Origin of the sequence: Martinezella lusitana (assembly GCF_014207095.1) — a bacterium.
GTDB classification, from domain to species: Bacteria; Pseudomonadota; Alphaproteobacteria; order Rhizobiales; family Rhizobiaceae; genus Rhizobium; species Rhizobium lusitanum_B.
Genome location: NZ_JACHBG010000007.1, coordinates 1 through 26,477, shown reverse-complemented (window position 1 = coordinate 26,477; position 26,477 = coordinate 1). Strand labels below are relative to the sequence as shown.

26 protein-coding genes are annotated in these 26,477 nt (G+C 59.4%); 19 read left to right on the top strand and 7 right to left on the bottom strand.

Annotation, left to right across the window (positions count from 1 at the left end; translation table 11 throughout):
* Positions 1–344: 344 nt before the first annotated feature.
* The 9 genes from GGD46_RS16340 (at position 345) to GGD46_RS16300 (ending at position 11,759) form a co-directional block, all read left to right on the top strand.
* On the top strand, positions 345–1,643 hold the full coding sequence (locus tag GGD46_RS16340; RefSeq protein WP_184705689.1) for a CmpA/NrtA family ABC transporter substrate-binding protein: 1,299 nt from the start codon (positions 345–347) through the stop codon (positions 1,641–1,643).
* Positions 1,643–2,536: a nitrate ABC transporter permease gene (gene ntrB, locus GGD46_RS16335; RefSeq protein ID WP_184705687.1), complete on the top strand. Its 894-nt coding sequence runs from the start codon at positions 1,643–1,645 to the stop codon at positions 2,534–2,536. The genes GGD46_RS16340 and ntrB overlap by 1 nt, the downstream gene beginning before the upstream one ends.
* A 10-nt stretch (positions 2,537–2,546) precedes the next feature.
* Entirely contained in the window at positions 2,547–3,344 is a 798-nt protein-coding gene (locus GGD46_RS16330) for an ABC transporter ATP-binding protein (protein ID WP_184705685.1), read from the top strand.
* A gap of 4 nt (positions 3,345–3,348) precedes the next feature.
* On the top strand, positions 3,349–5,799 hold the full coding sequence (nirB, locus tag GGD46_RS16325; RefSeq protein WP_184705683.1) for a nitrite reductase large subunit NirB: 2,451 nt from the start codon (positions 3,349–3,351) through the stop codon (positions 5,797–5,799).
* A 4-nt stretch (positions 5,800–5,803) separates the two neighbouring features.
* On the top strand, positions 5,804–6,154 hold the full coding sequence (gene nirD / locus GGD46_RS16320) for a nitrite reductase small subunit NirD (protein ID WP_184705681.1): 351 nt from the start codon (positions 5,804–5,806) through the stop codon (positions 6,152–6,154).
* Between the two features lie 27 nt (positions 6,155–6,181).
* The gene (locus GGD46_RS16315; protein ID WP_184705679.1) at positions 6,182–8,836 is read left to right on the top strand and encodes a nitrate reductase; all 2,655 of its coding nucleotides are present in this window, start codon (positions 6,182–6,184) and stop codon (positions 8,834–8,836) included.
* The gene (cysG, locus tag GGD46_RS16310) at positions 8,808–10,289 is read left to right on the top strand and encodes a siroheme synthase CysG (RefSeq protein ID WP_184705677.1); all 1,482 of its coding nucleotides are present in this window, start codon (positions 8,808–8,810) and stop codon (positions 10,287–10,289) included. Before GGD46_RS16315 ends, cysG begins: the two co-directional genes overlap by 29 nt.
* A gap of 251 nt (positions 10,290–10,540) precedes the next feature.
* Positions 10,541–11,065 (top strand): hypothetical protein, encoded by a 525-nt coding sequence (locus GGD46_RS16305; RefSeq protein ID WP_184705675.1) that lies wholly within the window; start codon positions 10,541–10,543, stop codon positions 11,063–11,065.
* A gap of 34 nt (positions 11,066–11,099) precedes the next feature.
* The gene (locus tag GGD46_RS16300; RefSeq protein WP_184705673.1) at positions 11,100–11,759 is read left to right on the top strand and encodes a hypothetical protein; all 660 of its coding nucleotides are present in this window, start codon (positions 11,100–11,102) and stop codon (positions 11,757–11,759) included.
* A 64-nt stretch (positions 11,760–11,823) separates the two neighbouring features.
* Here GGD46_RS16300 and ftrA read toward each other — a convergent pair whose 3' ends face one another.
* On the bottom strand, positions 11,824–12,861 hold the full coding sequence (ftrA, locus tag GGD46_RS16295; protein WP_184705671.1) for a transcriptional regulator FtrA: 1,038 nt from the start codon (positions 12,859–12,861) through the stop codon (positions 11,824–11,826).
* Between the two features lie 130 nt (positions 12,862–12,991).
* Here ftrA and GGD46_RS16290 point away from each other — a divergent pair, with 130 nt between their 5' ends.
* Positions 12,992–13,606, top strand: a complete 615-nt coding sequence (locus GGD46_RS16290; protein WP_184705669.1) for a glutathione S-transferase — start codon at positions 12,992–12,994, stop codon at positions 13,604–13,606.
* A 50-nt stretch (positions 13,607–13,656) separates the two neighbouring features.
* Here GGD46_RS16290 and GGD46_RS16285 read toward each other — a convergent pair whose 3' ends face one another.
* The gene (locus GGD46_RS16285) at positions 13,657–14,691 is read right to left on the bottom strand and encodes a GlxA family transcriptional regulator (RefSeq protein ID WP_184705667.1); all 1,035 of its coding nucleotides are present in this window, start codon (positions 14,689–14,691) and stop codon (positions 13,657–13,659) included.
* A 103-nt stretch (positions 14,692–14,794) separates the two neighbouring features.
* On the opposite strand from GGD46_RS16285, the gene GGD46_RS16280 reads away from it, so the two are divergent.
* Positions 14,795–15,316 carry a Tautomerase enzyme gene (locus tag GGD46_RS16280; protein WP_184705665.1) on the top strand — a complete coding sequence of 174 codons (522 nt, stop codon included), beginning with the start codon at positions 14,795–14,797 and terminating at the stop codon, positions 15,314–15,316.
* 713 nt (positions 15,317–16,029) lie between these two features.
* Here GGD46_RS16280 and GGD46_RS16275 read toward each other — a convergent pair.
* The gene (locus GGD46_RS16275; protein ID WP_184705663.1) at positions 16,030–16,239 is read right to left on the bottom strand and encodes a hypothetical protein; all 210 of its coding nucleotides are present in this window, start codon (positions 16,237–16,239) and stop codon (positions 16,030–16,032) included.
* Here GGD46_RS16275 and GGD46_RS16270 point away from each other — a divergent pair.
* The gene (locus tag GGD46_RS16270; protein WP_313206305.1) at positions 16,238–16,942 is read left to right on the top strand and encodes a glutathione S-transferase family protein; all 705 of its coding nucleotides are present in this window, start codon (positions 16,238–16,240) and stop codon (positions 16,940–16,942) included. The two genes, GGD46_RS16275 and GGD46_RS16270, sit on opposite strands and share 2 nt — an antisense overlap.
* Positions 16,939–17,370, top strand: coding sequence for a thioesterase family protein (locus GGD46_RS16265; RefSeq protein WP_184705659.1), 432 nt, complete (start codon positions 16,939–16,941; stop codon positions 17,368–17,370). Before GGD46_RS16270 ends, GGD46_RS16265 begins: the two co-directional genes overlap by 4 nt.
* A gap of 73 nt (positions 17,371–17,443) precedes the next feature.
* Here GGD46_RS16265 and GGD46_RS16260 read toward each other — a convergent pair whose 3' ends face one another.
* Positions 17,444–18,028, bottom strand: a complete 585-nt coding sequence (locus GGD46_RS16260) for a DUF4337 family protein (protein WP_184705657.1) — start codon at positions 18,026–18,028, stop codon at positions 17,444–17,446.
* A 198-nt stretch (positions 18,029–18,226) separates the two neighbouring features.
* Positions 18,227–18,889, bottom strand: a complete 663-nt coding sequence (locus tag GGD46_RS16255; protein ID WP_184705655.1) for a GntR family transcriptional regulator — start codon at positions 18,887–18,889, stop codon at positions 18,227–18,229.
* Positions 18,890–19,025: 136 nt separating this feature from the next.
* Between GGD46_RS16255 and bioB the strand changes: the two genes are divergently transcribed.
* From bioB to GGD46_RS16230, 5 genes are read left to right on the top strand one after another with little or no spacing between them, the layout of a single operon-like run.
* Positions 19,026–20,021: a biotin synthase BioB gene (bioB, locus tag GGD46_RS16250; RefSeq protein ID WP_409527688.1), complete on the top strand. Its 996-nt coding sequence runs from the start codon at positions 19,026–19,028 to the stop codon at positions 20,019–20,021.
* Positions 20,018–21,163 (top strand): 8-amino-7-oxononanoate synthase, encoded by a 1,146-nt coding sequence (locus GGD46_RS16245; RefSeq protein ID WP_184705651.1) that lies wholly within the window; start codon positions 20,018–20,020, stop codon positions 21,161–21,163. Before bioB ends, GGD46_RS16245 begins: the two co-directional genes overlap by 4 nt.
* Positions 21,160–21,798 carry a dethiobiotin synthase gene (gene bioD / locus GGD46_RS16240; protein WP_184705649.1) on the top strand — a complete coding sequence of 213 codons (639 nt, stop codon included), beginning with the start codon at positions 21,160–21,162 and terminating at the stop codon, positions 21,796–21,798. Before GGD46_RS16245 ends, bioD begins: the two co-directional genes overlap by 4 nt.
* Positions 21,795–23,075, top strand: coding sequence for an adenosylmethionine--8-amino-7-oxononanoate transaminase (locus GGD46_RS16235; protein WP_184705647.1), 1,281 nt, complete (start codon positions 21,795–21,797; stop codon positions 23,073–23,075). The genes bioD and GGD46_RS16235 overlap by 4 nt, the downstream gene beginning before the upstream one ends.
* Positions 23,072–24,082, top strand: a complete 1,011-nt coding sequence (locus tag GGD46_RS16230; RefSeq protein WP_184705645.1) for a beta-ketoacyl-ACP synthase III — start codon at positions 23,072–23,074, stop codon at positions 24,080–24,082. Before GGD46_RS16235 ends, GGD46_RS16230 begins: the two co-directional genes overlap by 4 nt.
* A 154-nt stretch (positions 24,083–24,236) precedes the next feature.
* Here the strand turns inward: GGD46_RS16230 and GGD46_RS16225 are convergent, their stop codons facing one another.
* Entirely contained in the window at positions 24,237–24,920 is a 684-nt protein-coding gene (locus GGD46_RS16225) for a hypothetical protein (RefSeq protein ID WP_184705642.1), read from the bottom strand.
* A gap of 353 nt (positions 24,921–25,273) precedes the next feature.
* Between GGD46_RS16225 and GGD46_RS16220 the strand changes: the two genes are divergently transcribed.
* Positions 25,274–26,056 (top strand): hypothetical protein, encoded by a 783-nt coding sequence (locus GGD46_RS16220; protein WP_184705640.1) that lies wholly within the window; start codon positions 25,274–25,276, stop codon positions 26,054–26,056.
* A gap of 79 nt (positions 26,057–26,135) precedes the next feature.
* Here GGD46_RS16220 and GGD46_RS16215 read toward each other — a convergent pair.
* A partial coding sequence (locus tag GGD46_RS16215) for a hypothetical protein (RefSeq protein ID WP_184705638.1) occupies positions 26,136–26,477 on the bottom strand: 342 nt, incomplete at its 5' end.

Here is a 26,477-nt window from a genome sequence, read left to right as displayed (position 1 = left end):
ACAGAATTGGCGCAAGGCCTTCGATCGCAGAGCGGCAGCCGCCTAAAATATTAGCAGCTGCAGCATCTGCGCACAAAAGCGGCGAATCTGACCAAGTTTGAAATAACTCAGTATTTTCATAGAGCTACGCGCCACATCAAAAACTGGCACACGGATTGCTTGGTTAAGGCTGCCTCGATCAACGGCGATCCAGGCACGCAATGCGCTGATAACGCGCTCGCAAAGACATCGACGTCGCACGGTTCATGCCCCGGGACTCCCATTCCATCCCCGGCCGCATCGATCGAGCGGCGTTTTTTTTGTCCGAAATTCTTCCGTCGTGAGCCAATAAGGGGAAACTGCACGTGAAAGAGATCCTGACCAATGGTGTTACACGCCGAAACCTTTTGAAGACCTCTGCCGCCGCGGCTCTGATCGGTGCGGTCAAAGCCGCCTTCCCTTCCGGCGCCTTTGCGGCCACGGGCGGAGCTGAAGTGACAGGCGCCAAGCTCGGCTATATTGCCCTCACCGATGCGGCACCGCTGGTCATCGCCAAGGAAAAGGGCTTCTTCGAAAAACACGGCCTGCCCGATGTCGATGTCGCCAAGCAGGCATCCTGGGGTGCGACGCGCGACAATCTCGTGCTTGGTGGGGCGGCAAACGGCATCGACGGCGCCCATATTCTCTCGCCGCTCCCCTACCTGATGCACACAGGCAAGGTAACGCAGAACAACCAGCCTGTGCCGATGGCGATCCTTGCACGCCTCAACTACGACAGCCAGGGCATTTCGGTTGCCAAGGAATATGCGGCAACCGGCGTCCAGCTTGATGCCTCCAAACTGAAGGCCGCCTTTGACGCGAAAAGAGCCGCGGGCAAGGAAATCAAGGCGGCCATGACCTTCCCCGGTGGCACGCATGATCTGTGGATGCGCTATTGGCTAGCCGCCGGCGGCATCGATCCCGACAAGGATGTCTCGACCATCGTCGTGCCGCCGCCGCAGATGGTGGCGAACATGAAGGTCGGCAACATGGACGTCTTCTGTGTCGGAGAACCGTGGAACGAACAGCTCGTCAACCAGGGCATCGGCTTTACCGCCTGTACGACAGGCGAGATCTGGAAGGGCCACCCGGAGAAAGCTCTCGGCATGCGCGCCGACTGGATCGAGAAGAACCCGAAGGCAGCCAAAGCCCTGCTGATGGCTGTGATGGAAGCCCAGCAATGGTGCGATAGCATGGACAACAAGGAGGAGATGGCGACCATTCTCGGCAAACGACAATGGTTCAACGTGCCGCCGAAGGACGTGCTCGGCCGCTTGAAAGGCGACATCAACTACGGCAACGGCCGCCTTGCCAAGGGCACAGATCTCTACATGAAGTTCTGGAAGGGTGGCGTGTCCTATCCATTCCAGAGCCACGATGCCTGGTTCATCACCGAAAATATCCGTTGGGGCAAGTTTGTGCCCAATACCGACATCAAGGCGCTGGTCGGACAGGTAAACCGACAGGATATCTGGCGCGATGCCGCCAAGGATCTCGGCGTTGCCGCTTCGGATATTCCCACATCAACCTCTCGCGGCAAGGAAATCTTCTTCGACGGCAAAGTCTTCGATCCGGAGAACCCCTCTGCCTATCTCGAAAGCCTCTCGATCAAGGTGGCATCATAATGTCAGCTCTCGCACGCAGACACACACCCGGCCCGACAGCGCCTGAAGCGCTCAAGGGCCAAGTCGTTGCCCTCTCGGCTCGCCCTGCCCCCAGCATCGACATTCGTCAAATCGGGCTTGTCATCCTGCGCAACACCCTGCCACCTCTTGTGGTTCTGGTGCTTCTGCTCGGCATCTGGCAACTGCTCTGCGAGCAGCCGGGCGCAAGCCTGCCGCCGCCATCACAGATCTGGCAGGAGAGCTATGATCTCATCATCAATCCGTTTTTCAACAACGGTCCGCAGGATATCGGGCTTGCCTGGCGCGTGCTCGTCTCGCTGCAGCGCGTCGCCTATGGCTTCGGCCTTGCCGCTGTCGCTGGCGTGTTGACCGGCGCACTGATCGGGCAATCGGTCTTGGCGATGCGTGGCCTCGATCCGATCTTCCAGGTGCTGCGTACCGTGCCGCCGCTTGCGTGGCTGCCGCTCTCGCTCGCCGCCTTCCAGAATTCCAATCCCTCGGCGATCTTCGTGATCTTCATAACCTCCATCTGGCCCGTCATCATCAACACCGCGACCGGCGTTCGCAATATTCCGCAGGATTATCGCAACGTCGCCAAGGTCCTGCGTCTCAACCAGATCGAATTCTTCTTCCGCATCATGGTGCCGGCCGCCGCCCCCTATATCTTCACGGGTCTTCGCATCGGTGCAGGGCTTTCCTGGCTTGCCATCGTTGCCGCCGAGATGCTGACCGGCGGCGTCGGCATCGGCTTCTTCATCTGGGACGCGTGGAACTCCTCGCGCCTGCCCGACATCATCGTGGCGCTGGCCTATATCGGCGTCACCGGCTTTGTCCTCGACCGTTTGGTCGCCGGCCTTGGAGCCGTCGTGACCCGCGGCATGACGAGCAATTGAGGAGAACAGGATGAACGCCTATCTGAAGCTCGATCATATCGACAAGTATTTCGATCGCGGCGGCCAGCGCGCCGAGGTGCTGAAGGGCATCGAACTCGTGATCGACAAGGGAGAGTTCGTGTCGATCATCGGCCATTCGGGCTGTGGCAAATCGACCCTGCTCAATCTCATTGCCGGTCTTACCCCGGTTTCCGCCGGCGCGGTGCTCCTTGAAAACCGAGAGGTCAACGAGCCCGGCCCCGATCGCGCCGTGGTCTTCCAGAACCACAGTTTGCTGCCGTGGCTCAGCGTCTACGAAAACGTCAATCTTGCCGTCTCGAAAGTGTTTCGCGGCACGAAGTCCAAGGCCGAGCGCCATGACTGGGTGATGCGCAACCTCGACCTCGTTCAGATGGCGCATGCCAAGGACAGGCGTCCCGCGGAAATCTCCGGCGGCATGAAACAGCGCGTCGGCATCGCACGCGCACTTGCCATGCAGCCGAAGATCCTGCTGCTCGACGAACCCTTCGGCGCGCTCGATGCGCTCACCCGCGCCCACCTGCAGGACGCGGTGATGGAAATCCACACCCGCCTTGGCACCACCATGGTGATGATCACCCATGATGTCGATGAGGCGGTGCTGCTCTCCGACCGTATCGTCATGATGACCAACGGTCCGGCCGCCCATATCGGCGATATCCTCCATGTGCCGATTGCGCGGCCGCGCAATCGCATCGAGCTTGCATCGGACAAAACCTATCTCAAATGCCGCGAGGCCGTGCTGAAGTTCCTCTACGAACGCCACCGCTTCGTCGAAGCTGCGGAGTGATACCATGACCCAGAAACTCGTCATCATCGGCAACGGCATGGCGCCTGGACGCATGCTCGAGCACCTTCTCGAAAAGGCACCTGGTCTCTACCAGATCACGATCTTCAACGCCGAACCGCGCGTCAATTACGACCGCATCATGCTCTCGCCGGTGCTGTCGGGCGAGAAAGACTACGAACAGATCATCATCCATGGCGACGGCTGGTACATCAAGCACGACATCACCCTCTATAAGGGTCACAGGATCGTCGCCATCGACCGGGCTGCCAAGACGGTAACGTCTGATCATGGCGTCACCGAAAGCTACGACAGACTGGTCATTGCGACGGGCTCGATACCCTTCATCATTCCGGTTCCGGGCAAGGACTTGCGCGGCGTCATCACCTATCGCGACCTCGACGACGTACAGGCCATGCTGCTTGCCGCCCAATCGCGCGAGAAAGCCGTTGTCATCGGCGGCGGCCTGCTGGGTCTCGAGGCCGCCGCCGGCCTCAATCAGCGTGGCATGGATGTGACCGTTCTGCACGTGCAGCCGACCTTGATGGAGCGTCAGCTCGATCCGGCCGCCGGCTATCTCCTTGAGCGCGCCGTCGAGGATCGCGGCATCAAAGTCATTACCAAAGCCAACACCAAGGCGATTATCGGGGATGGCAAGGTCGAAGGCATCGAGCTTGACGATGGCCGCATCATCCCCGCGACGCTGGTGGTGATGGCCGTCGGCATCCGCCCCAATATCGCCCTTGCCAAGGAAGCCAGCATCGCCGTCAACCGCGGCATCGTCGTCGATGATGGCATGCAGACCTCGGATGGCTCGATCATGGCGCTTGGCGAATGCGCCGAAGTCGGTGGACAGGTCTATGGCCTGGTGGCCCCGCTCTACGAGATGGCGCGGGTCGCGGCATCGCATCTGGCGGGTGACCGCTCAGCCGCCTTCGTGCATTCAGACACGCCGACAAAGCTCAAAGTCACCGGCATCAACCTCTTCTCGCTCGGTGATTTCGCCGATGGCGACGATCGAGAGGAAATCGTCCTGCGCGATGCGGCCGGCGGCGTTTACAAGCGACTGGTGCTCAAGGACAACCGCATTATCGGCACGGTTCTCTATGGTGAAACGGCCGACGGCGCCTGGTTCAATGACCTGAAGAAGAAGGCGACCGACATCTCGCTGATGCGCGACACCTTGATCTTCGGCCAGGCCTATCAAGGAGGGTCGCCGCTGGACCCTATGGCGGCCGTTGCAGCCTTGCCGGATGATGCGGAAATCTGCGGCTGCAACGGCGTCTGCAAGGGCAAGATCACGGCGGCAATCACCGGTAAGGGATTGACCTCGCTCGATGACGTGCGTGCCCACACGAAGGCCTCGGCCTCCTGCGGCTCCTGCACCGGGCTTGTCGAACAACTCATGTCGATCACGCTGGGCGATGCCTATAATCCCACAGCCGTGCAGCCGATGTGCACTTGCACGGAGCTTGGCCATGACGACGTGCGCCGCCTGATCAAGGCCAAGAAGCTGAAGACCATCCCAGCCGTGATGCAGGAACTTGAATGGAAAACCTCCTGTGGCTGCGCGAAGTGCCGTCCGGCACTGAATTACTATCTCGTCTGCGACTGGCCGGATGAATATGCCGACGACTACCAGTCACGCTTCATCAACGAGCGGGTGCACGCCAACATCCAGAAGGATGGCACCTATTCCGTGGTACCGCGTATGTGGGGCGGCGTGACCAGCTCCGGCGAACTGCGAGCGATCGCCGATGTCGTCGACAAGTTCGAAATCCCGATGGTGAAGGTCACCGGCGGCCAGCGCATCGATCTGCTCGGCATACACAAGGAGGACCTACCCGCCGTCTGGGCCGATCTCGGCAAAGCCGGCTTTATTTCCGGCCAGGCCTATGCCAAGGGCCTGCGCACGGTGAAGACCTGCGTCGGCTCCGACTGGTGCCGCTTCGGCACGCAGGATTCAACCGGCCTCGGCATCCGCATCGAGAAATTCATGTGGGGTTCGTGGACGCCGGCAAAGCTCAAGCTTGCCGTCTCCGGCTGTCCGCGAAATTGCGCCGAGGCGACCTGCAAGGACATCGGCGTCATCTGCGTCGACAGCGGCTTCGAAATCCATTTCGCCGGTGCCGCCGGCCTCGACATCAAGGGCACGGAAGTCTTGGGCCTGGTCAAGACCGAAGACGAGGCGCTGGAGCATATCGTGGCGCTGACGCAGATGTATCGCGAGCAGGCCCGCTATCTTGAACGCATCTACAAATGGGCGAAGCGCATCGGCCTCGAGGAGATCCGTCGCCAGATCGTGCAGGACGGCGAGAGACGCAAGGCCTACTACGAACGCTTCGTCTTCAGCCAGAGGTTTGCACAGGTCGATCCCTGGTCGGAGCGCGTCTCCGGCAAGGATAAGCACGAGTTCAAGCCGATGGCGACGATCGGTTACCCGCACGCCGCGGAGTGAGGAGATGGACATGAACTGGCCAAACGACAGCTGGCATCAGATCGGCGATATCGCAGACATTCCTCTGCGCGGCGCACGATGCGTGAAAACCCCGCAGGGCAAGATTGCCGTGTTCCGCACGGCCGAAAACGAGGTCTTCGCTATTGAGGATCATTGCCCGCACAAAGGTGGCCCTTTGAGCCAAGGCATCGTCCACGGTACGGCCGTGACCTGCCCGCTGCACAATTGGGTGATCTCGCTTAAGACCGGCAAGGCGCTCGGAGCGGACCAAGGCGAGGTGCGGACCCTTCCTATCCGCATTGAGGATGGCGCTCTGTTCATCGCGCTCGACAGCCTGATGATGGCAGCGGAGTGAGGATGAGAGAGCGTGGGAGAATAGCCCATGTCCATTGAGACCAAGACCACATGTCCCTACTGCGGCGTCGGCTGTGGCGTCATTGCCAGGGTGGATGAAGACGGCGAGGTCTCTGTCAAAGGCGACCCCGACCATCCCGCCAACTTCGGACGCCTCTGCTCGAAAGGCTCCGCGCTTGCCGAAACCATCGACCTCGACGGCCGGTTGCTCTACCCGGAAATCGACGGCCGAACGACGAGCTGGGACGAGGCTCTCGATCTCACGGCGCGGCGCTTCAGCGAGACGATTGCCGAATACGGGCCGGACTCGGTTGCGTTCTATGTCTCGGGCCAATGCCTGACGGAGGACTATTACGTCGCCAACAAGCTGATGAAGGGCTTCATCGGATCGGCCAATATCGACACCAATTCGCGGCTATGCATGGCCTCCTCCGTTGCCGGCCATCGCCGCGCCTTTGGCACAGACACGGTGCCGGGTGTCTATGAGGATCTGGAACTTGCCGAGCTGATCGTGCTGGTCGGCTCGAACCTTGCATGGTGCCATCCGGTGCTCAACCAGCGGATCCAGGCGGCCAGACAAGTCAGGCCTGACATGAAAATCGTCACCATCGATCCCAGGCGCTCGGTCACCTCGGATCTCGCCGACATGCACCTGACAATCAAAAGCGATGGCGATGTCGCCCTCTTCAATGGCCTGCTTACCCATCTCGCCGGATCGCCGGCCTTCGACCACGACTATGTATCGGCGCACACAATCGGCTTCCGTGATGCGCGGCAAGCGGCCCTAACCAGAAGCATGCCAGATGTCGCGGCGGAAACGGGGCTGTCTGTCGCCGAACTCGGCGCATTCTACCGCCTGTTTGAAACGACCGAAAAGGTGGTGACCTGCTACAGCCAAGGCGTCAACCAATCCTCTGTCGGCAGTGACAAGGTCAATGCCATCATCAACTGCCATCTCGCGACAGGACGTATCGGCAGGCCAGGCATGGGTCCGTTTTCCCTGACTGGCCAGCCGAATGCGATGGGAGGAAGAGAAGTCGGCGGCCTTGCCAACATGCTTGCAGCGCATATGGACATTGAGGACGAGGTCGCGCGCGATCGGGTGCAGCGCTTCTGGAACTCGCCAACCATCGCCGCAAAGCCTGGCCTCAAGGCCGTCGAGATGTTCGAGGCCGTGGCGGATGGGCGCATCAAGGCGCTATGGATCATGGCTACCAATCCGGTCGTTTCGATGCCGGATGCCGATCGCGTACGCGAGGCCATCCGCAACTGCCCTTTCGTCGTCGTCTCCGACATCCAGAGGAACACCGACACCGCTGCGCTCGCCCATATATTGTTGCCCGCCGCCGGCTGGGGCGAAAAGGACGGAACCGTCACCAATTCCGAACGACGCATTTCCCGCCAGCGCAATTTCTTAGGCCTGCCCCGCCAAGCAAGGCCCGACTGGTGGCATATGGCCGAGGTTGCCAAGCGTATGGGCTTCAACGGTTTTGACTACGACGGACCGGCAGACATCTTCGCCGAGCACGCAGCCCTTTCCGGCTTCGAAAATGGCGGCATGCGCGACTTCGACATTGGCGCAAAGGCGGATATCTCGCCCGATAGCTTCGAGGCAATGTCGCCGTTCCAGTGGCCGCATCGCAAAGGCGTCGACGAGGGCGTCACCCGCTTCTTCGCTCAAGGCAAATTCTACACGCCGGACCGCAAAGCCAGATTCGTTCCCGTCACATCCGCGCGCGACGATCGCACAACAAGGGATGCACCTTTCACGCTCAATAGCGGCCGCATCCGCGACCAGTGGCATACGATGACGCGCACGGGCAAGGCGGCACGGCTCTCAGCCCATCTCGCCGAACCTTTCGTCGAGATCAACCCGGTGGACGCCATGAAACTCGGCATCGACAAGGCAAACCTGGTAAGGGTGGAAAATTGCTACGGTTCGGTCGTGCTGCGCGCGTTGCTCACCGAACGCCAGCCGCGTGGCGGCATCTTCGTACCGATGCATTGGAACGATGCCTATTCGGCCAATGCGCGCGTGGCGACTCTGCTGGCGCCACGCACCGACCCCATCTCCGGCCAGCCCGCCCTCAAGAGCACCGGCGCCCAGGTGCGGCCCGCCGAAATGGCATATTACGGCTTTGCGGTCACCGCCTCCCGCCCGTTGAGGCTTGAGGCACCTTATTGGGCGATCGCGAAAGCGCAGGCCGGCTGGCGCGTGGAGTTCGGCTTCGACAAGGCGCCTGATCATTTGGAAACCTGGTGCCGCGAGACCTTCGGCCTGTCCGATCGCGGCGAGCATCTCGCCTATGTCGACAACTCGACGCGCCAGCAACGCCACGGCTTTTTCCAAGGGGAAAAGCTGTTACTCGCCTTCTATCTCGCGCCGGAGCCCGTCGCCGTCTCGCGAGACTGGGCTGTCGGGCAACTCGACGCGCGGCTTGAGACGGCGCCGACGCGCTTTGCGGTGCTCGCCGGCCGGCCGGGTGCGGATCAAGTCGATCCGGGTGCCACCGTCTGTTCCTGCTTCTCGGTCGGCATCAACCAGATCGCGAGCGCCGTCGCGGACGGTTGCCATTCGGTCGAGGCTATCGGCCAACACCTCAAGGCGGGAACCAATTGCGGCTCCTGTCGTATGGAAATCAGAGGGATTATCGATGATTGCCTTCGCCAAGCAGCCGAATGACAGACAGGAGCGCATAGCTCCCCTCGCCTCGCTGCCATTGTTTTTTGACATCAAGGGGAAGGCCGTGCTGGTTGCCGGCGGTAGCGACGGAGCGGCGTGGAAAGCCGAACTTCTGGCGGCCGCTGGCGCGGAGGTGCATGTCTTCTGTCCTGCCACCGAGCTTTCAGAGGTTTTCACGGAGCGAGACGGCCAGTTCATCCATCACGATACCTGCTGGCAGTCGGTGTGTTTCAACGGCTTTGCCCTGGCGGTCGGCGATTGCCAAACCAAGGAGGAGGCACGCCATTTCCACGATCGCGCCATCGCAGCCGGAGTTCCCGTCAACGTCATCGACATCCCGCAATTCTGTCAATTCAAGTTCGGCTCGATCGTCAACCGCTCGCCCGTGGTCATAGGCATCTCGACGGACGGCGCCGCTCCCATCCTCGGCCAGGCTATCCGTCGGCGCATCGAAACGCTGCTTCCTCCCTCGCTCAAATCATGGGCCCGATTTGCCCAGACCATCCGCTCCCATGTGACGGAGGCCCTGTCCCCGGTTCAACGACGGCGCTTCTGGGAAGGTTTCGTCGATCGCGCCTTTGCAGGCGAGGAACCCGACACCGATATGGTGCCGGACCTGCTCGCAGCCGCCAGCCCTGCTCGCAACGATGGCAGGACTGCCGGTCACGTGACGCTCGTGGGTGCCGGCCCGGGCGACGCCGAGCTTTTGACGCTCAAAGCCGTCCGCGCCTTGCAGGCTGCCGATGTGATCCTGTTCGATGACCTTGTTTCGAGCGAGGTGCTGGAACTCGCGCGCCGCGAGGCCAAACGGATGCTGGTGGGAAAGCGTGGAGGACGCGAAAGCTGCAAGCAGGAGGATATCAACGCCACGATGCTGGCCCTCGCCAAGGCCGGCAAGCGCGTCGTTCGCCTCAAGTCGGGCGACCCGATGGTCTTCGGTCGTGCCGGCGAGGAAATCGACCATCTTCGCCGCGAAGGTATCTCCGTCGACATTGTTCCCGGCATTACGGCAGCAAGCGCCATGGCCTCCTGCCTCGGCATGTCCCTCACTCACCGCGACTACGCCCAATCCGTACGCTTCATCACCGGCCACTCCCGCCACGGTGGACTACCGGCTGATATCGACTGGGCCTGCGTTGCCGACCCCCATACGACAACCGTGTTTTACATGGGTGGCAGGACGGCGGCGCTCATCGCCAGCAGGCTGATCGCCGAAGGCCTTGAACCTTCCACTCGCACGGTCATCATGGCCGACGTCAGTCGCAGCACGCAGCAGCAATGGCACGGCAGCCTCGAAAATCTTGCCGAAGGCATAGGGAAAATCGGCTACGAAAATCCCGTATTGATCGCCGTCGGCGGCGCTGTTTCAGCCCAGGCGACCGCGGTCACGCACATCGATAGCTCCACCGAAAGTCCCGTCCAGGCACCAGGAAGGTTCCAATCGCATCGATAGCTTACGCGTGCGCGCTCGGGTCTTGCGACACCGCCCCTGTTTTCTTCGCGACAGCCTTGCGCACAAGCTCAGCCTGTTGGAGGCGTTTGCCTGTGCACGTTGGACCGACGATCACAGTCAAGATCGCGACCAGGATCGACATGGACATGTATCCGACTATATCGGTGACATGCGACGGCATCTGGTGATTCCGCCGCAGCATCGGCTTTTAATCTCGACGTCTTCAATATGAAGAATGGATTTTGATTCCTATGACAACCTCATTCGCGACCCGGACCTCGGACACCTCGATATATCTGAACGAAAACATGCTGCGCCAACTGGAGCAGCCCCATGAAATCTTCGTGTCCGTGCCGAAAATCCTGTTCCGGCTGGCGCTTTACATCATTGCTGGCGGTGCATTGAGCACGCTGCTGATTTCCATGGGCAAAACAAACTGGGCGATCGGTTTTGCGATCCTTTTTCTGGCCGCTGCCGCGGTTCTACTTCTGCAATTTCGCTATGTGAGGCAACCGATCATCATACTCTCGAAGGCCGGGTTACACCTCCGCACGCGGAGATTCGACAAGTTGATGGCATGGCCGACCGTGATCGAGAATGACTGGATCGACACATATCGCGTGATCAAGACGAACAGCATCATCTCTCTGCGAGGTGGCGATCCCGCGAAAAGCCATACTGTCGTCGCCACACACTTGCGCATGAAGCGCGATGAATATTTGCGGCTATGCAGTCTTTATGCGGCGGCGGCGAGCCATTCGCTACCCCATGGTTGATGAGCAGTTTTCAGCATTCCATGCGAAGCGACGATTGCCCCTTCGCTCTCTGCTCATAAGCTTGACGGGCGCAGTTGCGGCCAGCGCAATCGCCGCCTTTTGCGGACGATATGGCTTTGCCGCACTCCCAACCAGCGCCGTCATTCTCGGCGGCCTGATGTTATTGATGATGGTCGGCCAATGGTCGACGCTTGTCTATTATGCGTTCAGCCCAAAGCAACTGACCTTTGACGAGCAGGCCGTGGTCTACGGCCGGAAGATCTATCCCTATGCCGAGATGAGCAATGTTGGATCCTATGTTGGCAAGGCTGCGACTGAAATTCTTATGTCAGATGGCAAGCAGCTCTTGCTGCGCTGGGATATTTGGCAAGCCGCCGAAATCTGGGAACGTCTATTGGAGGAGCGAACCTTGCCGTATCTCTGGCGGAAGGTACACGCTGCGCTTGAGAGGGGCGAAAAGGTCGAGTTCGGTCCGGGTGCGTCTTTGGACCAGGACGTCTTGATCCTGCGCGAGGGCCGCATTGCGATCGCCACCATCAGCACGATCCGGTTCGTCAACCAATCCGATACGGGCGCCCAAAGCCGCACCCTGCACATTGCCGATGAGCATCAGGAGCTGAGCGTGGATGAAGGCCATCTGCGCAACCAGCATGTGCTGCTTGCCGTCTTGGCCGAGAAGCTATCTGCAAACTGAAGCGGCCAGGAAGGTGGGTGTCCGATGCTTGGCGCGGCTTGGGCGCCTGCATAATTACACAGTTTCATTTCCGTCGAGCCAAGGAAGGGTGACCCACCGTTGCCCCACCTTGGCTTTGACGCTCGAATTGCCCTGCGGTTTCTCCAATATTAAACCGGCTACGGTAGCTTGTCGGCGGCAGCCCGACCACTGCGCGGAAGTGCTGGCGAAAATTGGTTGTTGTGCCAAAGCCGGAGCGGGCAGCGACGGTCTCCACGGAAAGTGTCGTCTCTTCGAGAAGTTCGCGCGCATATGCGATGCGCTCCCGTTGCAGCCATTGGCCCGGCGCCATCCCGGTCGCCTCGCTAATGTGGCGATGAATGCTGCGTATGCTCACTCGCGCTTGTCTTGCCATGCGCTCGACGGTCCACTGCTCGTCAATCCGCCCCCTGACCAAATCGAGCAGTGCCGAAAGACGTGTGCCTGATGGCGGCGGCACCGGACGCTCCAGAAATTGGGATTGCCCGCCATCGCGATGCGAGGGAACGACAAGTCGCCTCGCAACACTGTTTGCCGCTCTCGCTCCAAAATCCCTGCGCACGATATGGATGCACAGATCGAGGCCCGCGGCGCTGCCTGCCGAGGTCAGGATCGTACCTTCGTCGACATAAAGCGCCTGTCGCTCTATCGTAATTTGCGGATAGCGAGCCGCGAGTTTGCCGAGATGGTGCCAATGCGTGGTCGCCCGTCTTCCGGACAGCAGACCGGCCTGTGCCAAAACGAAGGCCCCGCCGCAGATGGATACAATGCGGATACCTGCGGCGTGCGCCCGACGAAGCGCCTCCAGCAATGCTTCGGGAGCTGGATCGTCCGGCGACCGCCAGCCAGGCAGGACGATCGTATCGGCGGCATCGAGCAGTTCCAGCCCGCCATCTGGTTGAAGCTGTAATCCCCCTGCACATCGGATGGGAGCAGGCTCGATCGCTGCGGTCATGCACCGATACCAATCCGGCCCCATCTCCGGGCGGGACAGTCCGAAGACTTCGAAGGCACAGCCGAACTCGAAAGTACACAATCGATCATAGGCAAGGATGACAACGAGCGGATTTCGATCTTTTGGCATGATCCTTACGATAGTGGCAATATCGGTCACTGGCAACCGCCACCCTGCGCCGTTAGCCTCGCTCTCATGAGGCGGATTTGCGATACGCGCGAACGTCTGCGAGATCGCAATGAGACATGGAGAACGAGCAATGAAACTGATCGGAATGTTGGACTCGCCTTATGTACGACGGGTCGCCATTTCCTTGCATCTGCAGGATATTCCCTTCGAACATGTCCCGCTGTCGGTATTCTCGACCTTCGATGCGTTTTCCGCCATCAATGCCGTTGTGAAAGCTCCATCATTGGTTACGCACGACAATGTGGTGTTGATGGATTCAGGCCTCATTCTCGAACATGTCGAACGGTTGGCCGCCTCGGAGCTCAAACTGTCACCGGTTGATCTCAAGACCCACGCTCGGGCTCAGCGGATTGTTGGCCTCGCGCTCGCTACCTGCGAGAAGACGGTTCAGATCGTCTACGAGCGCAACCTCCGCCCATCGGAGAAATGGCATCAACCCTGGCTCGATCGGATCCGTGGCCAGCTGGTGGCCGCCTATCGCCTGCTGGAAGAGGAGCTTGGGCGGTCAGATCGATGGCTGTTCGGCGACCGCCCGCTCCAGGCCGACATCACCAGTGCCGTTGCCTATCGCTTTTCGCACGAGATGCTGCCGGAGATTGTCGGCCCAGACGCCTACCCCGCACTTGCCCGCCTTTCCGACCGGGCCGAAGCGACTGACGCGTTTCAGGCATTTCCATTCTGCTAACGCTCTGATGGGCGGCGCCGTGGGCCGGCCATCGAGCGTCTTGCCAAATGTCAGCCCAGCCCGCCCGCGTCCTGATGGGCGCCGGGCCGTACCGGCACCTTGGTGAATTGGCGTCGATAATCCCTGGGCGACAGCCCTGTCTTACGCTTGAACAGATCGCGGAAGGTCCCGAAATCCGTATAGCCGACATTCTGGCTTACGGTTTCGAAATTGATGTCACTGGTCTCGAGCAGACGTTTGGCGACCTCGATGCGCAAGGTCTGCAGATAGCTGAGTGGCGGCTGCCCAACGGCCTGCAGAAAGCGCCTGTGGAGCGTGCGCTCGCTGACGGCGAGGCGGGCGGCAAGTTCCGACAGGCGAAATTCCTTGGCAAGCGCGGCCTCCATTTGCTGTTGCGCCTGCGCGACGAGGCGGTCGCCATGGTCATGCTCCAGCACAAGGTTGGCATAGGACATTTGCGAGATTCGGTTCGTATCGATCAGCATTGCCTTTGCGGTGATTGTCGCAAGCTGTGACCCTAAGAACAATTCGACGAGGCGCATCGCAAGCACCAGGAACGAGGTAACCGCTCCGCCGCAGATGATGCGATCCTGCTCGGTCAGGAACTCCTGGGCGCGAAGCGTGACACGGGGATAGCGCCGCGCGAAATCGTCCGCGCGCGACCAATGCGTGGTCGCCATCCGACCGTCGAGCAGGCCGGCTTCGGCGAGCAGATAGGCACCGGTGCAATAGGAGGCGATATAGCTACCTTTCTCATGCAGGTGCCGCAGGGCACTGGAAAGTGCGGCCAACCGATCGCGGTGCATGATGAAGCTGTCCAGTTCACCGACGAAAGGAGCTGTCACGATGACAGCATCTGCCGGCTTTCGGGCACCGATCCTGCCGTCAACCTCAATCAGTTGACCGGAAGCGGTGCGTATCGGCAAACCGTCCAGCGATTCCACCCGCCATGTAAGCTGAACGTCCCGTGCGGCTGAACGGGCCTGTTGCTTGGCAGCGAAGTGATTGGCGGCCATGAAGACGTCGACAGGCGCCGAGACACCCGAGGCCAGGATGCCGTCATAAACCCAAATCCGGATGATCATCGAGCCTGTCCGATTTGCCGCTAAGATTGGCTATACTGCCACTTCTGCCACGACAATGAAAGAGCAATATGGGCCATCGAAACGATCCAAGGAGACGACTGCAATGCCAATGATCGATGTGTTCATCCCGGAAGATGCGCTTAGCGCTGATAGCGAGGCATCGTTGATGCGCGAGCTCACCGACATACTGATAGCGCATGAGGGGCTCGATCCAAGCAATGAGCGGGTGCGAGACGTAAGCTGGATATTCGTGCACAGGCCGGCCGTCGTCTATCGGGCCGGCAAACCCGCACCTGCCCCGATCTATCGCATAGTGCCGACTGTCCCCGAAGGGCAATATACCGGCGAGGCCAGAGCCAGTCTGGTCAAGGAGGTAACCGCAGCAGTCGCCCGCGCCGAAGGCACATCGAGCGACGAGATCGCCCGGCGCGTCTGGGTATTTCCGACGGAGATCAGGGATGGCAGCTGGGGAGCCCGCGGCGGCATACGGCATTTGCCCGAGATCATGGAATCATTCGGCGGAGAGGCACTGAAAGCGATCGGAAAGCAGCGCCTGCAAAACAAGCGGCGAAGCGACGCCGTTGAAATTCTCGAGGCCGCTGTGCAATCCCTGCGCCTGGGCTGATCCTGCCAAGCTCATAAAGGGTACAGGGCAGCCGAGTACTGTTCGAGCGGCAACCGAAGTACCGCACGTCCAAGGGCGTGCAGCCTTGCCAAAGAGGTGACCTCGCAAACGACGAAACGTGCATGAATGCGGCTCTGCTATCGCACAACGATCTGCTGCGCGATGGCGGACGCTTTACGGTCCGGCTCGTCCCGCAACACCGCTCGCCCCGGCTAAGCCGGGAGTTTTCTGTAGGCCGCCATATTCCCTGCATCGTGATGCTTCCACCACTATGCCTCGCGATCCCATTCGGGCAACGGCCACCATGCGTGAAAGCCAGGCAGCTATGGCAAGTGAGATCCTCCACGAGTTGTGGGATACCATTCACGTCGAGATAGGCCGATGCGGCGCAAGGCGCGAAATAGCGCCGAGCGCAAGTCAAAAAAAGCACAGCGGCTCCTGTCCGAGTTTGCATGAAAGCTTGAGAATGGAGCAGATCCGCAACCCCACGTAAGACGGACATGCTCAAGCATCAAGAGCCGACAAGGAATTGCCGGGTCGACGCCTTGCACTCTATGGCCGGCCGCATTTCAAGGACTGCGCTCTCTTGCAACTTTGCCCGCCGTTGCCTGAAGATTGAGCTCACGCCCCTATTGAGCTTCGTTTTTGCAGCATTGATCTCGCTTCATTCTTGACAGCTCAAGCAAAGCCGATGATCGTTTTGCTAAGCAGCTTTAATATGCTGCCGAGGAGCAGAGATGATCGACCTTCGCAATGGGACGGGTGCGAACGGCCATAAGATCGCGCCTGCTTGCGCAGACCTTCAAGTCAGCTGCTATTTCACTTTGAATTTCAACGGCATTCATAACAGTAAAGGCGGCAGGTTCTGTCTCTTCGGCCAGGCTGCGAAGAACTTTAAGGGCCAATGAGATGAGCTTGGGCATGGTACTCTACGAACTCGCCGGAGCAGATCCGGAACTGCTTTTCAGCCCACACTGCTGGAAGGTCCGCATGGCGCTTGCGCATAAGGGGCTTACAGCGGAAACCCGTCCTTGGCGCTTCACCGAAAGGGAAGCCATCGCCTTCTCTGGTCAGGGCTATGTGCCGGTGCTGGTCGACGGCACAGAAATCGTCAGCGATTCCTGGCGGATCAGCCAATATCTGGATGCGCAATATCCAGACACCCCTCCCCTGTTTGGAGGAGAAGCGGCGATACCACTTGCCGCCTTTATCAATGCCTGGGCCGACAGGACGCTGTTGCCGCTGATTGCCCGTATCATTCTGCTCGACATTCATGATTGTTTGGCCCCTGTCGATCAGGCCTATTTCCGTGCATCGCGCGAGAAGCGCTTCGGCCAGAACCTCGAAGCCGTCGTTGCGGATCGTCCCGCCCATCTCTCTGCTTTGCGGAGCGCTTTGTCGCCGTTGCGCGATGCTCTGAGAAAGGCCCCCTATCTATCCGGCGTGACATCGGCCTATGCCGATTATTGCGTGTTCGGCATGTTCATGTGGGCTCGCTGTACGAGCCCGGTCGAGCTGCTGGAAGCGGACGATCCGATTTTCCACTGGCGGGATCGCCTTCTCGACGCCTTCGGAGGGCTTGCCCGCTCGGCTCGACATGCCGCTATCGACGGGGCAAGACCATGACCAGCGATATCAGAATAGAACAGTTCCCATGGCGCGCCATGGATAAGATCCGCTACGGGGATACGGACCGACAGGGTCACGTCAACAACGCCGTCTTTGCGACCTTCCTTGAGACCGGGCGCGTGGAAGTTCTCTATAATGCCACCCCTCGACTGGCCGAGCCCGACTGCGCGTTTGTCCTCGCCCGGCTAATGCTTGATTTTCGAGCCGAAATCCTCTGGCCAGGCGAGGTGATCATTGGCACTCGTGTAGCTTCCGTCGGCCGGAGTTCGCTCACTCTGGCGCAGGCGGTGTTTCAGGACGGCCGTTGCATGGCAACGGCCGAAACCGTCATCGTCCAGGTAGATGCAGCAACGCGAAAGTCCCGCCCGCTTTCGCCTGGTGCCGTTAAATGGCTGACCCCGTCTGTCGAGACCAGCTCTAATTGACAGACGATTGCTCACCGCGGCCGCGTGCACGCCTTAGCATGGACCCGTTGGCATCTCGGTGACCGACCCGAGCTCATCCCGCTGCCCATGTCCACAAACAAAGCGCGGCGCCGAGAAGACCCAGGGCAGACGAGCCCCACCAGACAAAGGGCTTGCGCGTCAGCGCCGCCACCGCTCCAAGCGCGATCGAGATCTGAAGCATGGCGACGGCATAGGCATAGTAATGGTGATGATGAATAAGCTCATTGGCTTCGTCATCCTTCTGATCTCTTAGCTTTTCGAGGTTCTGCGCCTCGGTTGCCGCGGCCTTCTGCTCGTCCGCATAGCGTTGCAGTGCCTTGTCTGAATCAGCAGGAACGGGTTTGCCGCCCGCGGTCAGCAGCTCCTTCTGCACCTGGAGGATTGTGACCTTGATGCCCTTTGCCTGGTAGTAGGCCCATTGATCGGATGCTTGAGCCTGCTTCTGCGTGGCCTCGGTTTTAAGGGCCAGCGCTTCGTTGATGGTTCCGCCCGCCAAAAGCGAACCGAGCGCCGCAAGGGCGGCAAAGAACGCCGTCGTCAAGGCGATCAATCGCAGGAGCGAGGCAGATTTCTTCTCGATCTCCTCATCGATCGCTTCTCGCAATTTGTCGGTATCGACTTCAATCTCTTCAGGCATCGCGTGCTCCGAGAATCAACGGAAGGCCGGCGCTGGCGTCCGGATCGTGGCGATCATGGTATAGGCGAACCGCGATCTCAATAGCGCCTTTGCTGAAGACGCGCTTCTTGAACACATCGCTGTCCGTTGGTGCTTGTTGCGGCGACGAGTTCGGCCCGGATCGATCTTGCCTTTGCCGGAAGCGACCACGGAAAGCTGCTATGTTCCGGAATGTCGAACAGCAAGTTCTGTTGATGGAATACGCTCGTCGGCGGCTGTCTGTTCCAGCCCTCGAATATGAGCGTCCAGCAAGGCGACCGCTCTGTTGACGTCCCGCTGCCTCATCGCATTCAATATTTTCCGATGTGCCTGGCTCGATCCCGGCTGCCATCCTGCCGTTCGGGTTGCACAGAAGATGATCCGCGAGTTGGCCAGTTGGAGATCGTCGAGCATCGTTAGCAATCTCGGCCTCTTGCAAGGGGCAGCAAGTGCCTTGTGAAAGGCCCGGTTCGCCTGCTCCCACTCCGCTATGTTCTTCGCCTGATCCCCCGCGGTCAGCGCGTCTTCGATCTTCGTATAGCTCGCGGCATTCATGCGAGGAGCTGCCAGCCGCAGCGCAAGCGTTTCCAGGGCTGCGCGAATTTCAGCAATCTCCTGAACCGATTGGGTATCCAACGGCGCGACCCGCATGCCTCGGCGCGGCTCGCTGATCGCAAGGCCACGGGCACGCAAGAGCTGCAGCGCTTCGCGTGTCGGCACGTGGCTTGCCTCGAATTCCTCGGCAATCTTGTCCTGCCGCAGCGCCGTTCCCGGCCCTAACTCCCCCGTCACGATTTTTTCTCCAACGACGCGTGCAATACGTTCCGCAACCGTCTCCGCCATGCCATCTCCATAGATTATCTATAATATTTGCATTTGATCCCGCCTATTTGAGGTTATATCGTGGGAAATGGCAATAGTATTATAGATTATCTATTATTTAATGTCGCGACAGTTTGCCATTTGTCGCCTCAGGAGAATGGCCATGACGAGAAACGAAGCAGCTCCCGCACCGCAAGGCGAACCAGGGTGTTGGACGCTCGATGCCGCACGCGAGCTTTATGACTTGCCGTTCAATGATCTCTTATTCAGGGCGCACACCATCCATCGCGAAAACTTCGATCCCAATCGCGTTCAGCTGAGCAAATTGCTCAACATCAAGACGGGAGGCTGTCCCGAGGATTGCGGCTATTGCAGCCAGTCCGCCCATCACACCTCCAATGTGAAGGCGTCGAAGCTCATGGGAACGATCGATGTTGTCGCGGAAGCTCAAAAAGCAAAAGAACAGGGCGCGACCCGCTATTGCATGGGAGCGGCGTGGCGCAGCCCGAAGCCGCGCGATGAGGCAGCGATCGTCTCCATGATAAAAGAGGTCAAGGCGCTCGGCCTTGAGACATGCATGACGCTCGGAATGCTGTCTGCGGACCAGGCTCGCACCTTCGCGAAGGCGGGGCTTGATTACTACAACCACAATATCGATACGTCCGAGCGCTTCTATCCGGAAGTCACGACGACGAGAACCTTCGATGACCGGCTGGATACGCTGGCTCACGTCCGCGAAGCCGGCATGAAGGTTTGCAGCGGCGGCATCCTTGGTCTTGGTGAAGAGGAGGATGACCGGATCGACATGCTTGTAACGCTGGCTAATCTGCCGACCCCGCCGGAGAGCGTGCCGATCAACATGCTGATCCCCATACCCGGCTCAAGATTGGCCGAGGCCAAGGCCGTAGATTCCATTGGATTCGTCCGGATCGTTGCCCTTGCCAGGCTAATGATGCCGCAATCTCATGTCCGCCTGACAGCCGGACGCGCTGATATGAGCGACGAAATGCAGGCGCTGTGTTTCTTCGCCGGTGCCAATTCGATATTCATCGGCGACACCCTCCTGACAACCGCCAATCCTGGCGATGATCGCGACAAGAGCCTTCTGAGCCGCCTTCGGCTGACGCCGATGACACTCGGGGGCCATCAATGAGCCTCGATCTGCTACGCCGCTATGACGTCAAGCTCCAGCACCTCGCTCAAAAGGGACGTCAACGCGACCTCATCCGTGACACGGGATCAGACTTCACGTCAAACGACTATCTTGGCCTTGCCTCGTCGCCGCGCATGTGCGCCGCCGTGATCAACGCCCTTGATCGCGGCGTGCCGGTGGGTGCCGGTGGATCGCGCCTCTTGCGGGGCAATCATGCCGAGCACGTAGCGCTTGAAGAGGAGGCCGCCGCTTTCTTCGGCTGCGAGCGAATGCTCTATTTCGGCAGTGGTTACGCCGCCAACCTTGCGGCCCTTTCGACGCTGCCGCAACGCGGTGATCTTATTGTGCACGACGCCCTGATCCATGCAAGCGCCCATGATGGGATCAGGGCCGGGCGGGCCGAAGCCGTATCGGTGGCGCATAATGATGCGAACGCCGTCGAAGACGCTATCGTGCTCTGGCGCAAGAAGGGGGGCGTTGGCACACCCTGGATTGTCGTCGAGAGTATCTATTCGATGGATGGTGATCGCGCACCGCTTTCCGATCTGATCGAAATTGCGGATCGCAACGAAGGCTTTCTTTATGTCGATGAGGCGCATGGAACCGGCGTTCATGGGAACGGCGGGCGCGGCTGCGCCGCCGACCTTGAAAGGCGGGACAATGTCATTGTCCTTCACACCTGCGGCAAGGCGCTCGGGGTCGCCGGCGCATTGATCGGCGCGAACCGCACCATCTGCGAATTCCTTATCAATCGAGCGCGACCCTTCATCTACGCGACGGCGCCATCTCCCTTGCAGGCGGCAAGCGTCCGCGAAGCACTGGTCATCCTGGCGGACGAGCCAGAACGCCAGCAGGCACTGAGTGACCTCGTCGCTTTCGCCAATAGGCAATTTTCTGAGCATCTTGGTGGGCACGGCAGCGGGACGCAAATCCTCCCCGTCATCATCGGGGAGAATGGGCGCACCATGCGCCTTGCGGAAGGTATGCGTCGGCAAGGCTTCGACATACGCGCTATTCGACCACCCACCGTTCCTGCCGGAACGGCGCGACTGCGCATCACCATCACGCTCAATGTCGACAAGGCAACCATTGCAGACATGGTTCAACGGCTCGCGGCAATGATGGCGAGGGAAACATCATGAAAAACTGCATCGTTGTGACCGGAACAGATACGAATATCGGCAAGACGGTCTTTTCTGCCGGACTGACGGGTGCGCTCGGCGCGGCCTATTGGAAACCGATCCAATCCGGGCTGGACGGCCAAACCGACAGCGAAACGGTCGCGATACTCGGTGAGGTTCCGCAACATCGTATTCTGGCCGAGGCATGGCGGTTGCGCGTACCTGCCTCGCCGCACCTAGCGGCCCAGCTCGATGAGGTTTCCATCGTGCCCGATCTGCTGATGCCTCCGGCAAGCCGGTTGCCGCTCATCATCGAGGGGGCCGGCGGGCTGCTTGTCCCTTTGACACGAAATCAAACCTTTGCCGACGTATTTGCACGCTGGCGCTATCCGACCATTTTATGTGCACGAACCAAGCTTGGCACGATCAACCACACCTTGCTTTCAATCGAAGCGCTGCGCCAACGAAAAATCCCCATTCTCGGCGTCGCATTCATTGGCGATCGCGAACCCGAGACAGAAAGCATCATCGAGCACATGAGTGGCGCCACCAATCTCGGCTGCCTGCCGCATCTTGACCCGTTGACCCCGGAGACCTTGCGGCACGCATTCACCGCGCAATTCGACATTTCAGACTTTCTAGAGGCCCTGGCATGACCGTTAATCACGGCGCACGATCGCAGATATGGCACCCTTTCACCCAGCATCAGCTTGAACCAGCCTTCAAGAAAATCGTTCAAACGCAAGGAGCCTATCTACTCGACGAGGATGGTCGTTCGATCCTCGATGCCATTTCATCATGGTGGGTCATCACCCATGGCCACCGCCATCCCCGCATCACGAAGGCGATACACGATGCGGTCGAACAACTGGATCAGGTCATTTTTGCCGAATACAGCCATCACGCTGCCGAGGAATTGGCACGCGGTCTGCTGGATCTTGCGCCCGCGGAACTGGCGCATGTGTTCTTTTCCGACAGCGGATCGACCTCGGTTGAGGTAGCCCTCAAAATGGCGCTCGGGATGCACCACAATCGGGGCTCCCCGCGTTCCCGCATTGTCGTGATGGAACATAGCTACCACGGCGATACGATCGGAACGATGTCGATTGGCGCGCGTGGAGTGTTCAATGCAGCCTACGAGCCTTTGCTGTTCGACGTCGCGCACATTTCTTTCCCGGCGCCCGGCCTGCAGCAGCGGACACTTGACCAACTTGAGGCACACTGCCGTTGCGGGGATGTCGCAGCCTTCATTGTCGAACCCCTCGTGCTTGGGGCGGGCGGGATGAAAATGTACCCATCTCATCTCCTGAAGGAGTTTCGGCGGATAACGACAACGCATCAAACCTTGCTGATTGCAGACGAGGTCATGACAGGTTGGGGACGCACCGGCACTTTGCTTGCTTGCGAACAGGCTGGCATTTCGCCTGATATCCTTTGCCTTTCGAAGGGAATAACGGGCGGCGCGCTACCGCTTGCCGTGACGCTCTCTACGTCGGAAATATTCGACGCACATTTGTCCGACAATCGTAGCCGGATGTTCTTTCATTCCAGCTCCTACACCGCCAATCCGATCGCCTGTGCGGCCGCCGCGGCAAATCTCAAAGTGTGGCGAGAAGAACCTGTCGTATCCAGAATAAGACAGGTGGAAGGCATGCATCGTGAATGGCTGGCAAAATTCCGGACCGACCCACGCTTCGATAATGTCCGGCAGCACGGCACGATCGCTGCGCTCGATCTCGCCATCGCAGCGAAGGGCTATCTTTCCGAGGTCGGCCCAAAGCTGCGGACCTTTTTTCGCGACAAGGATCTCCTCATACGTCCTTTAGGCAATGTCATTTATCTCATGCCACCATATTGTGTGACGGAACAGGATCTGCGACGCGCCTATGAGGCCATCGATGAGGCCGCCGATTTTATCGAGCTCATGTCGTGAGTGCTTTGTCGAGCAGAATAGCCGGGCTTGGTCACTACGTTCCGAAACGCCGCGTCGACAATGCAGAAATTGAAGCGCGTCTGGGGCTTGAGGAAGGCTGGATCGAGCAGCGAACTGGCATACGCACGCGCCATTGGGCAGCCCCCGGTGAGAGCCTGACGGACATGGCAGCCCATGCCGGATCCATGGCGCTCGATCATGCCTCTATCGACCGCGCAACTGTTGCATTGACTCTGTTGGCGACGTCCACACCCGATCACCTCCTGCCGCCCTCTGCGCCGCTACTCGCTCATAAGCTCGACCTTCAGGCTTCCGGAGCAATCGACCTCGCTGGCGCCTGTTCCGGCTTTCTGTATGCGCTGGCGCTTGCAGACGGCTTCGTAAAAGCCCAAGGCAGACCTGTTCTCGTCGTCGCCGCCAATATACTCAGCCGGCGTATCAATCCGCAGGAGCGGGCAAGCTCCGTGGTCTTTGCTGATGCTGCCGGTGCCGTTGTTCTCGTTCCATCACGGGATCGGCAATCGGGTATTGTCGGCGTTGATCTCGTGTCCGACGGTTCAGCCTATGGGCTGATTTCCATTCCGGCCGGTGGCAGTGTTTGCCCCTTCCATCCCGGCTTGGAACAGGATGCGTCATATATGACGATGCAGGACGGACGCGCGGTTTTCAAGACAGCCATCGGCATCATGACCCGATCCGCTGCCCAGGCGTTGAGGCATGCCGGAATCTCATCTGACCGCATCGATCGCTTCATACCCCATCAGGCCAATGTCAGGATTATCGATGCGGTTTGCGACGAACTGGCAATTCCGCTCGAAAAGTCGGTATGCACGATCGGCGAGTACGGCAATTCGTCGGCGGCGACCATTCCGCTTTCGATGTCATTGGCCAATCGTGAGCGCCCCTTTGCCGCAAACGAACAATTGCTCCTTGCTGCCGCCGGTGCAGGAATGACCGGGGGAGCGGTTGCTCTTCGGATGGAGGAACCGTTGCCCACAATTCCCTAAACTCGAGTTGCGGCCAAACAACATGCCGCGCGGAGACGCCTCGATGCGGTTCCACAGCTTCTCCAATCGCCCGACGGAAATCGGATGGGCGAGCCAGGCTGTGACCTTGGCTCGAAATCGCAGACGCTGACGAACGGCCGGATCGACATATGGCCTATTTCAGTGTCTCGACGATGGCGTCAACATCCTTGCAACCCCGCTCCGAAGGGTTTTGGCCGGTTCGTTCGTCAATCGCCATCATCACCGTCGTCGACCGAAACGGTAGAGCTTGCAGCCGCTGCTGCATCCTGTAACCGCACTGTCGAGACGGCAAGGTCACAGGCGGGGCAAACTGCTCCGTCTTGTCTTCGCGATAGATGCACTCGAAATTATATGCCTTGCCAGTGAGGATGGTGAAAACATAGCGATTGACGGCAGGATTACCCTTGCCTTGATAGACGAACCTCTTGTTCAAAAAGATCATATCGATGGCCGGCTGCCCGAGCATCGTGGTCATCGATGACGACTGCAGCTTGATTGACGGCAGCCGAGCAATCGCGTTGGTGAACTCGTCCACAATTGGCTGATGCGTCTTCTCGCTGACCTCCTTGATCTCGCCGGGGTCGCGAGGTCCAAGAAAAGTAATGATGACATCTCCATTTGCCGGCGAAGACGCCGTCACCCCGGTGACGTCACTGCCTCCATCGGCAAACAGCTGGTCCAGCGCGAAATCTTGCGAATACTCGAAGGTATAGGAACCATTCGGGGCCTCGAACGTCGCAGTATTTTGCGCCGTCGCTGCCGCTGGTAAGGCCAACAAGAGAACCAGCAAGAGTGCTGCTTGTGCAAAAATCGGCATTGCCTTGCTCCCTTTCTTGATCGACCATGTGCGCTCCGGCAACAGCAGCCAGACCGCAATGATCGACCCAAGCCCAATGTGCTGCGCAACCAGTCTCTTCGTCATTTCGCCTTGCAACAGCGCCATCCCGGAATGTTCCCTCGGCTCAGCAAAAAGCAGGCGAGTCAGCGATCCGCAGTGGACTGGACCCCCTCTAGCATTTGGCGACCCACGTCCCAAGCTAGGCAATGCACAGGTTGTGGAAAAGCGCCCTATCCGGCAGAGGAGAGCATGCCGCTGCTCGCAAGCCGCTACGGGGCTTTGTACGGCACGCCTCAAATTCCCTTGCGATTGCCTTCATGTTACCAAGGCATATGAACCGCAACGACCCAGAACCCCGGCCGACCACCAGTCAGCTCGACCACCCGTTCACCGAGATTATCGTAGAGGCGTATCGGGTATTCGCCTATGACAAGCCGAAAAGCATTGAGGTTTGTCAGCGTTGCTGCATGGATGCCGAAATAGAAGTCGATTTTTTCAACCCGCCAATCAGGGAGCTTCCACTCCATTACCTTCGCGATTGGCATTCGGCAGCCTACGATCCCAAGGGAATTGCCAAGGAGACATGGGCATATCTCCTTCCTCGCATCCTTGAACTTATGGCCCTCGGCGAGAATGTCAGCAATGTCGGAATAGAGCTCAGCTTGAACCGTTTTGCGACCGGCAATCGTGAAAACTGGTCGATAGAAGAATGGAGCGTCCTCGACCGCTTTCAACATTTGTACCTGAGCTGGAAAATCGACCGACACAAGGAGTTTCTGGACGATGTCGTCCGCATGTTCAGACTTGCAGGCTGGGATCTCCGAGATCTATTCGATCAGATAGTGGCCCTCCCCGACGCAAAGCTGGCGCAATGCCTGTGGATTGACTGGTGCAGTTGGCCGGCTCCGGGGCACGAGGGGATTCGGCTGACAGCATTCGGGGAGCATCCAGACAACGCGATCGCTTTTGAATTTTACACGTCACGAAACCTCTATGAAAAAATGGAGGCTTTGGCGCTCGCAGATGACACCGACACCGATCTGGCCGCAAAAGCTTCGGCCGTCGCGAGCATTATCGAGTCAAATGCACCCTGGGCGCGGCAGTATCGCGGATGATCGGGTCACGGTCGCCCCGCGCCCGACCATCACACATTCCCTCCGACCGGTGATCGACACCGGTCGCAGCATTTTGACGTCAGAACTTCTTTCCGGCGGCGAGTTTGGCGCCGATGGATTTCTGTCCATCGCCCTCGATGTTGAGGAGGAAGGAGGCATCGAGCATCCAGAAGTTCTGCGTCTGCAGGCTCATGCCGACGGTGACGGCCGCAAAGGCGCCGGAGCCGTCGAGCCCGGAGAAGCCGCCGGTCACTCCAAGCTTCGGCGTCACCTTCGCGCCACCCTCCAGCTGGAACGACCGGGCGATCTCGGCGCCCAGGCTGACGCGGAACTGCTCCTCGTCGAAGCCGTCAATGGTGATCGCATCGCCGGCGCCGTTCTTCACCGTGTAGTTGCTCACCGTTTCCGAGAAGTAGATCAT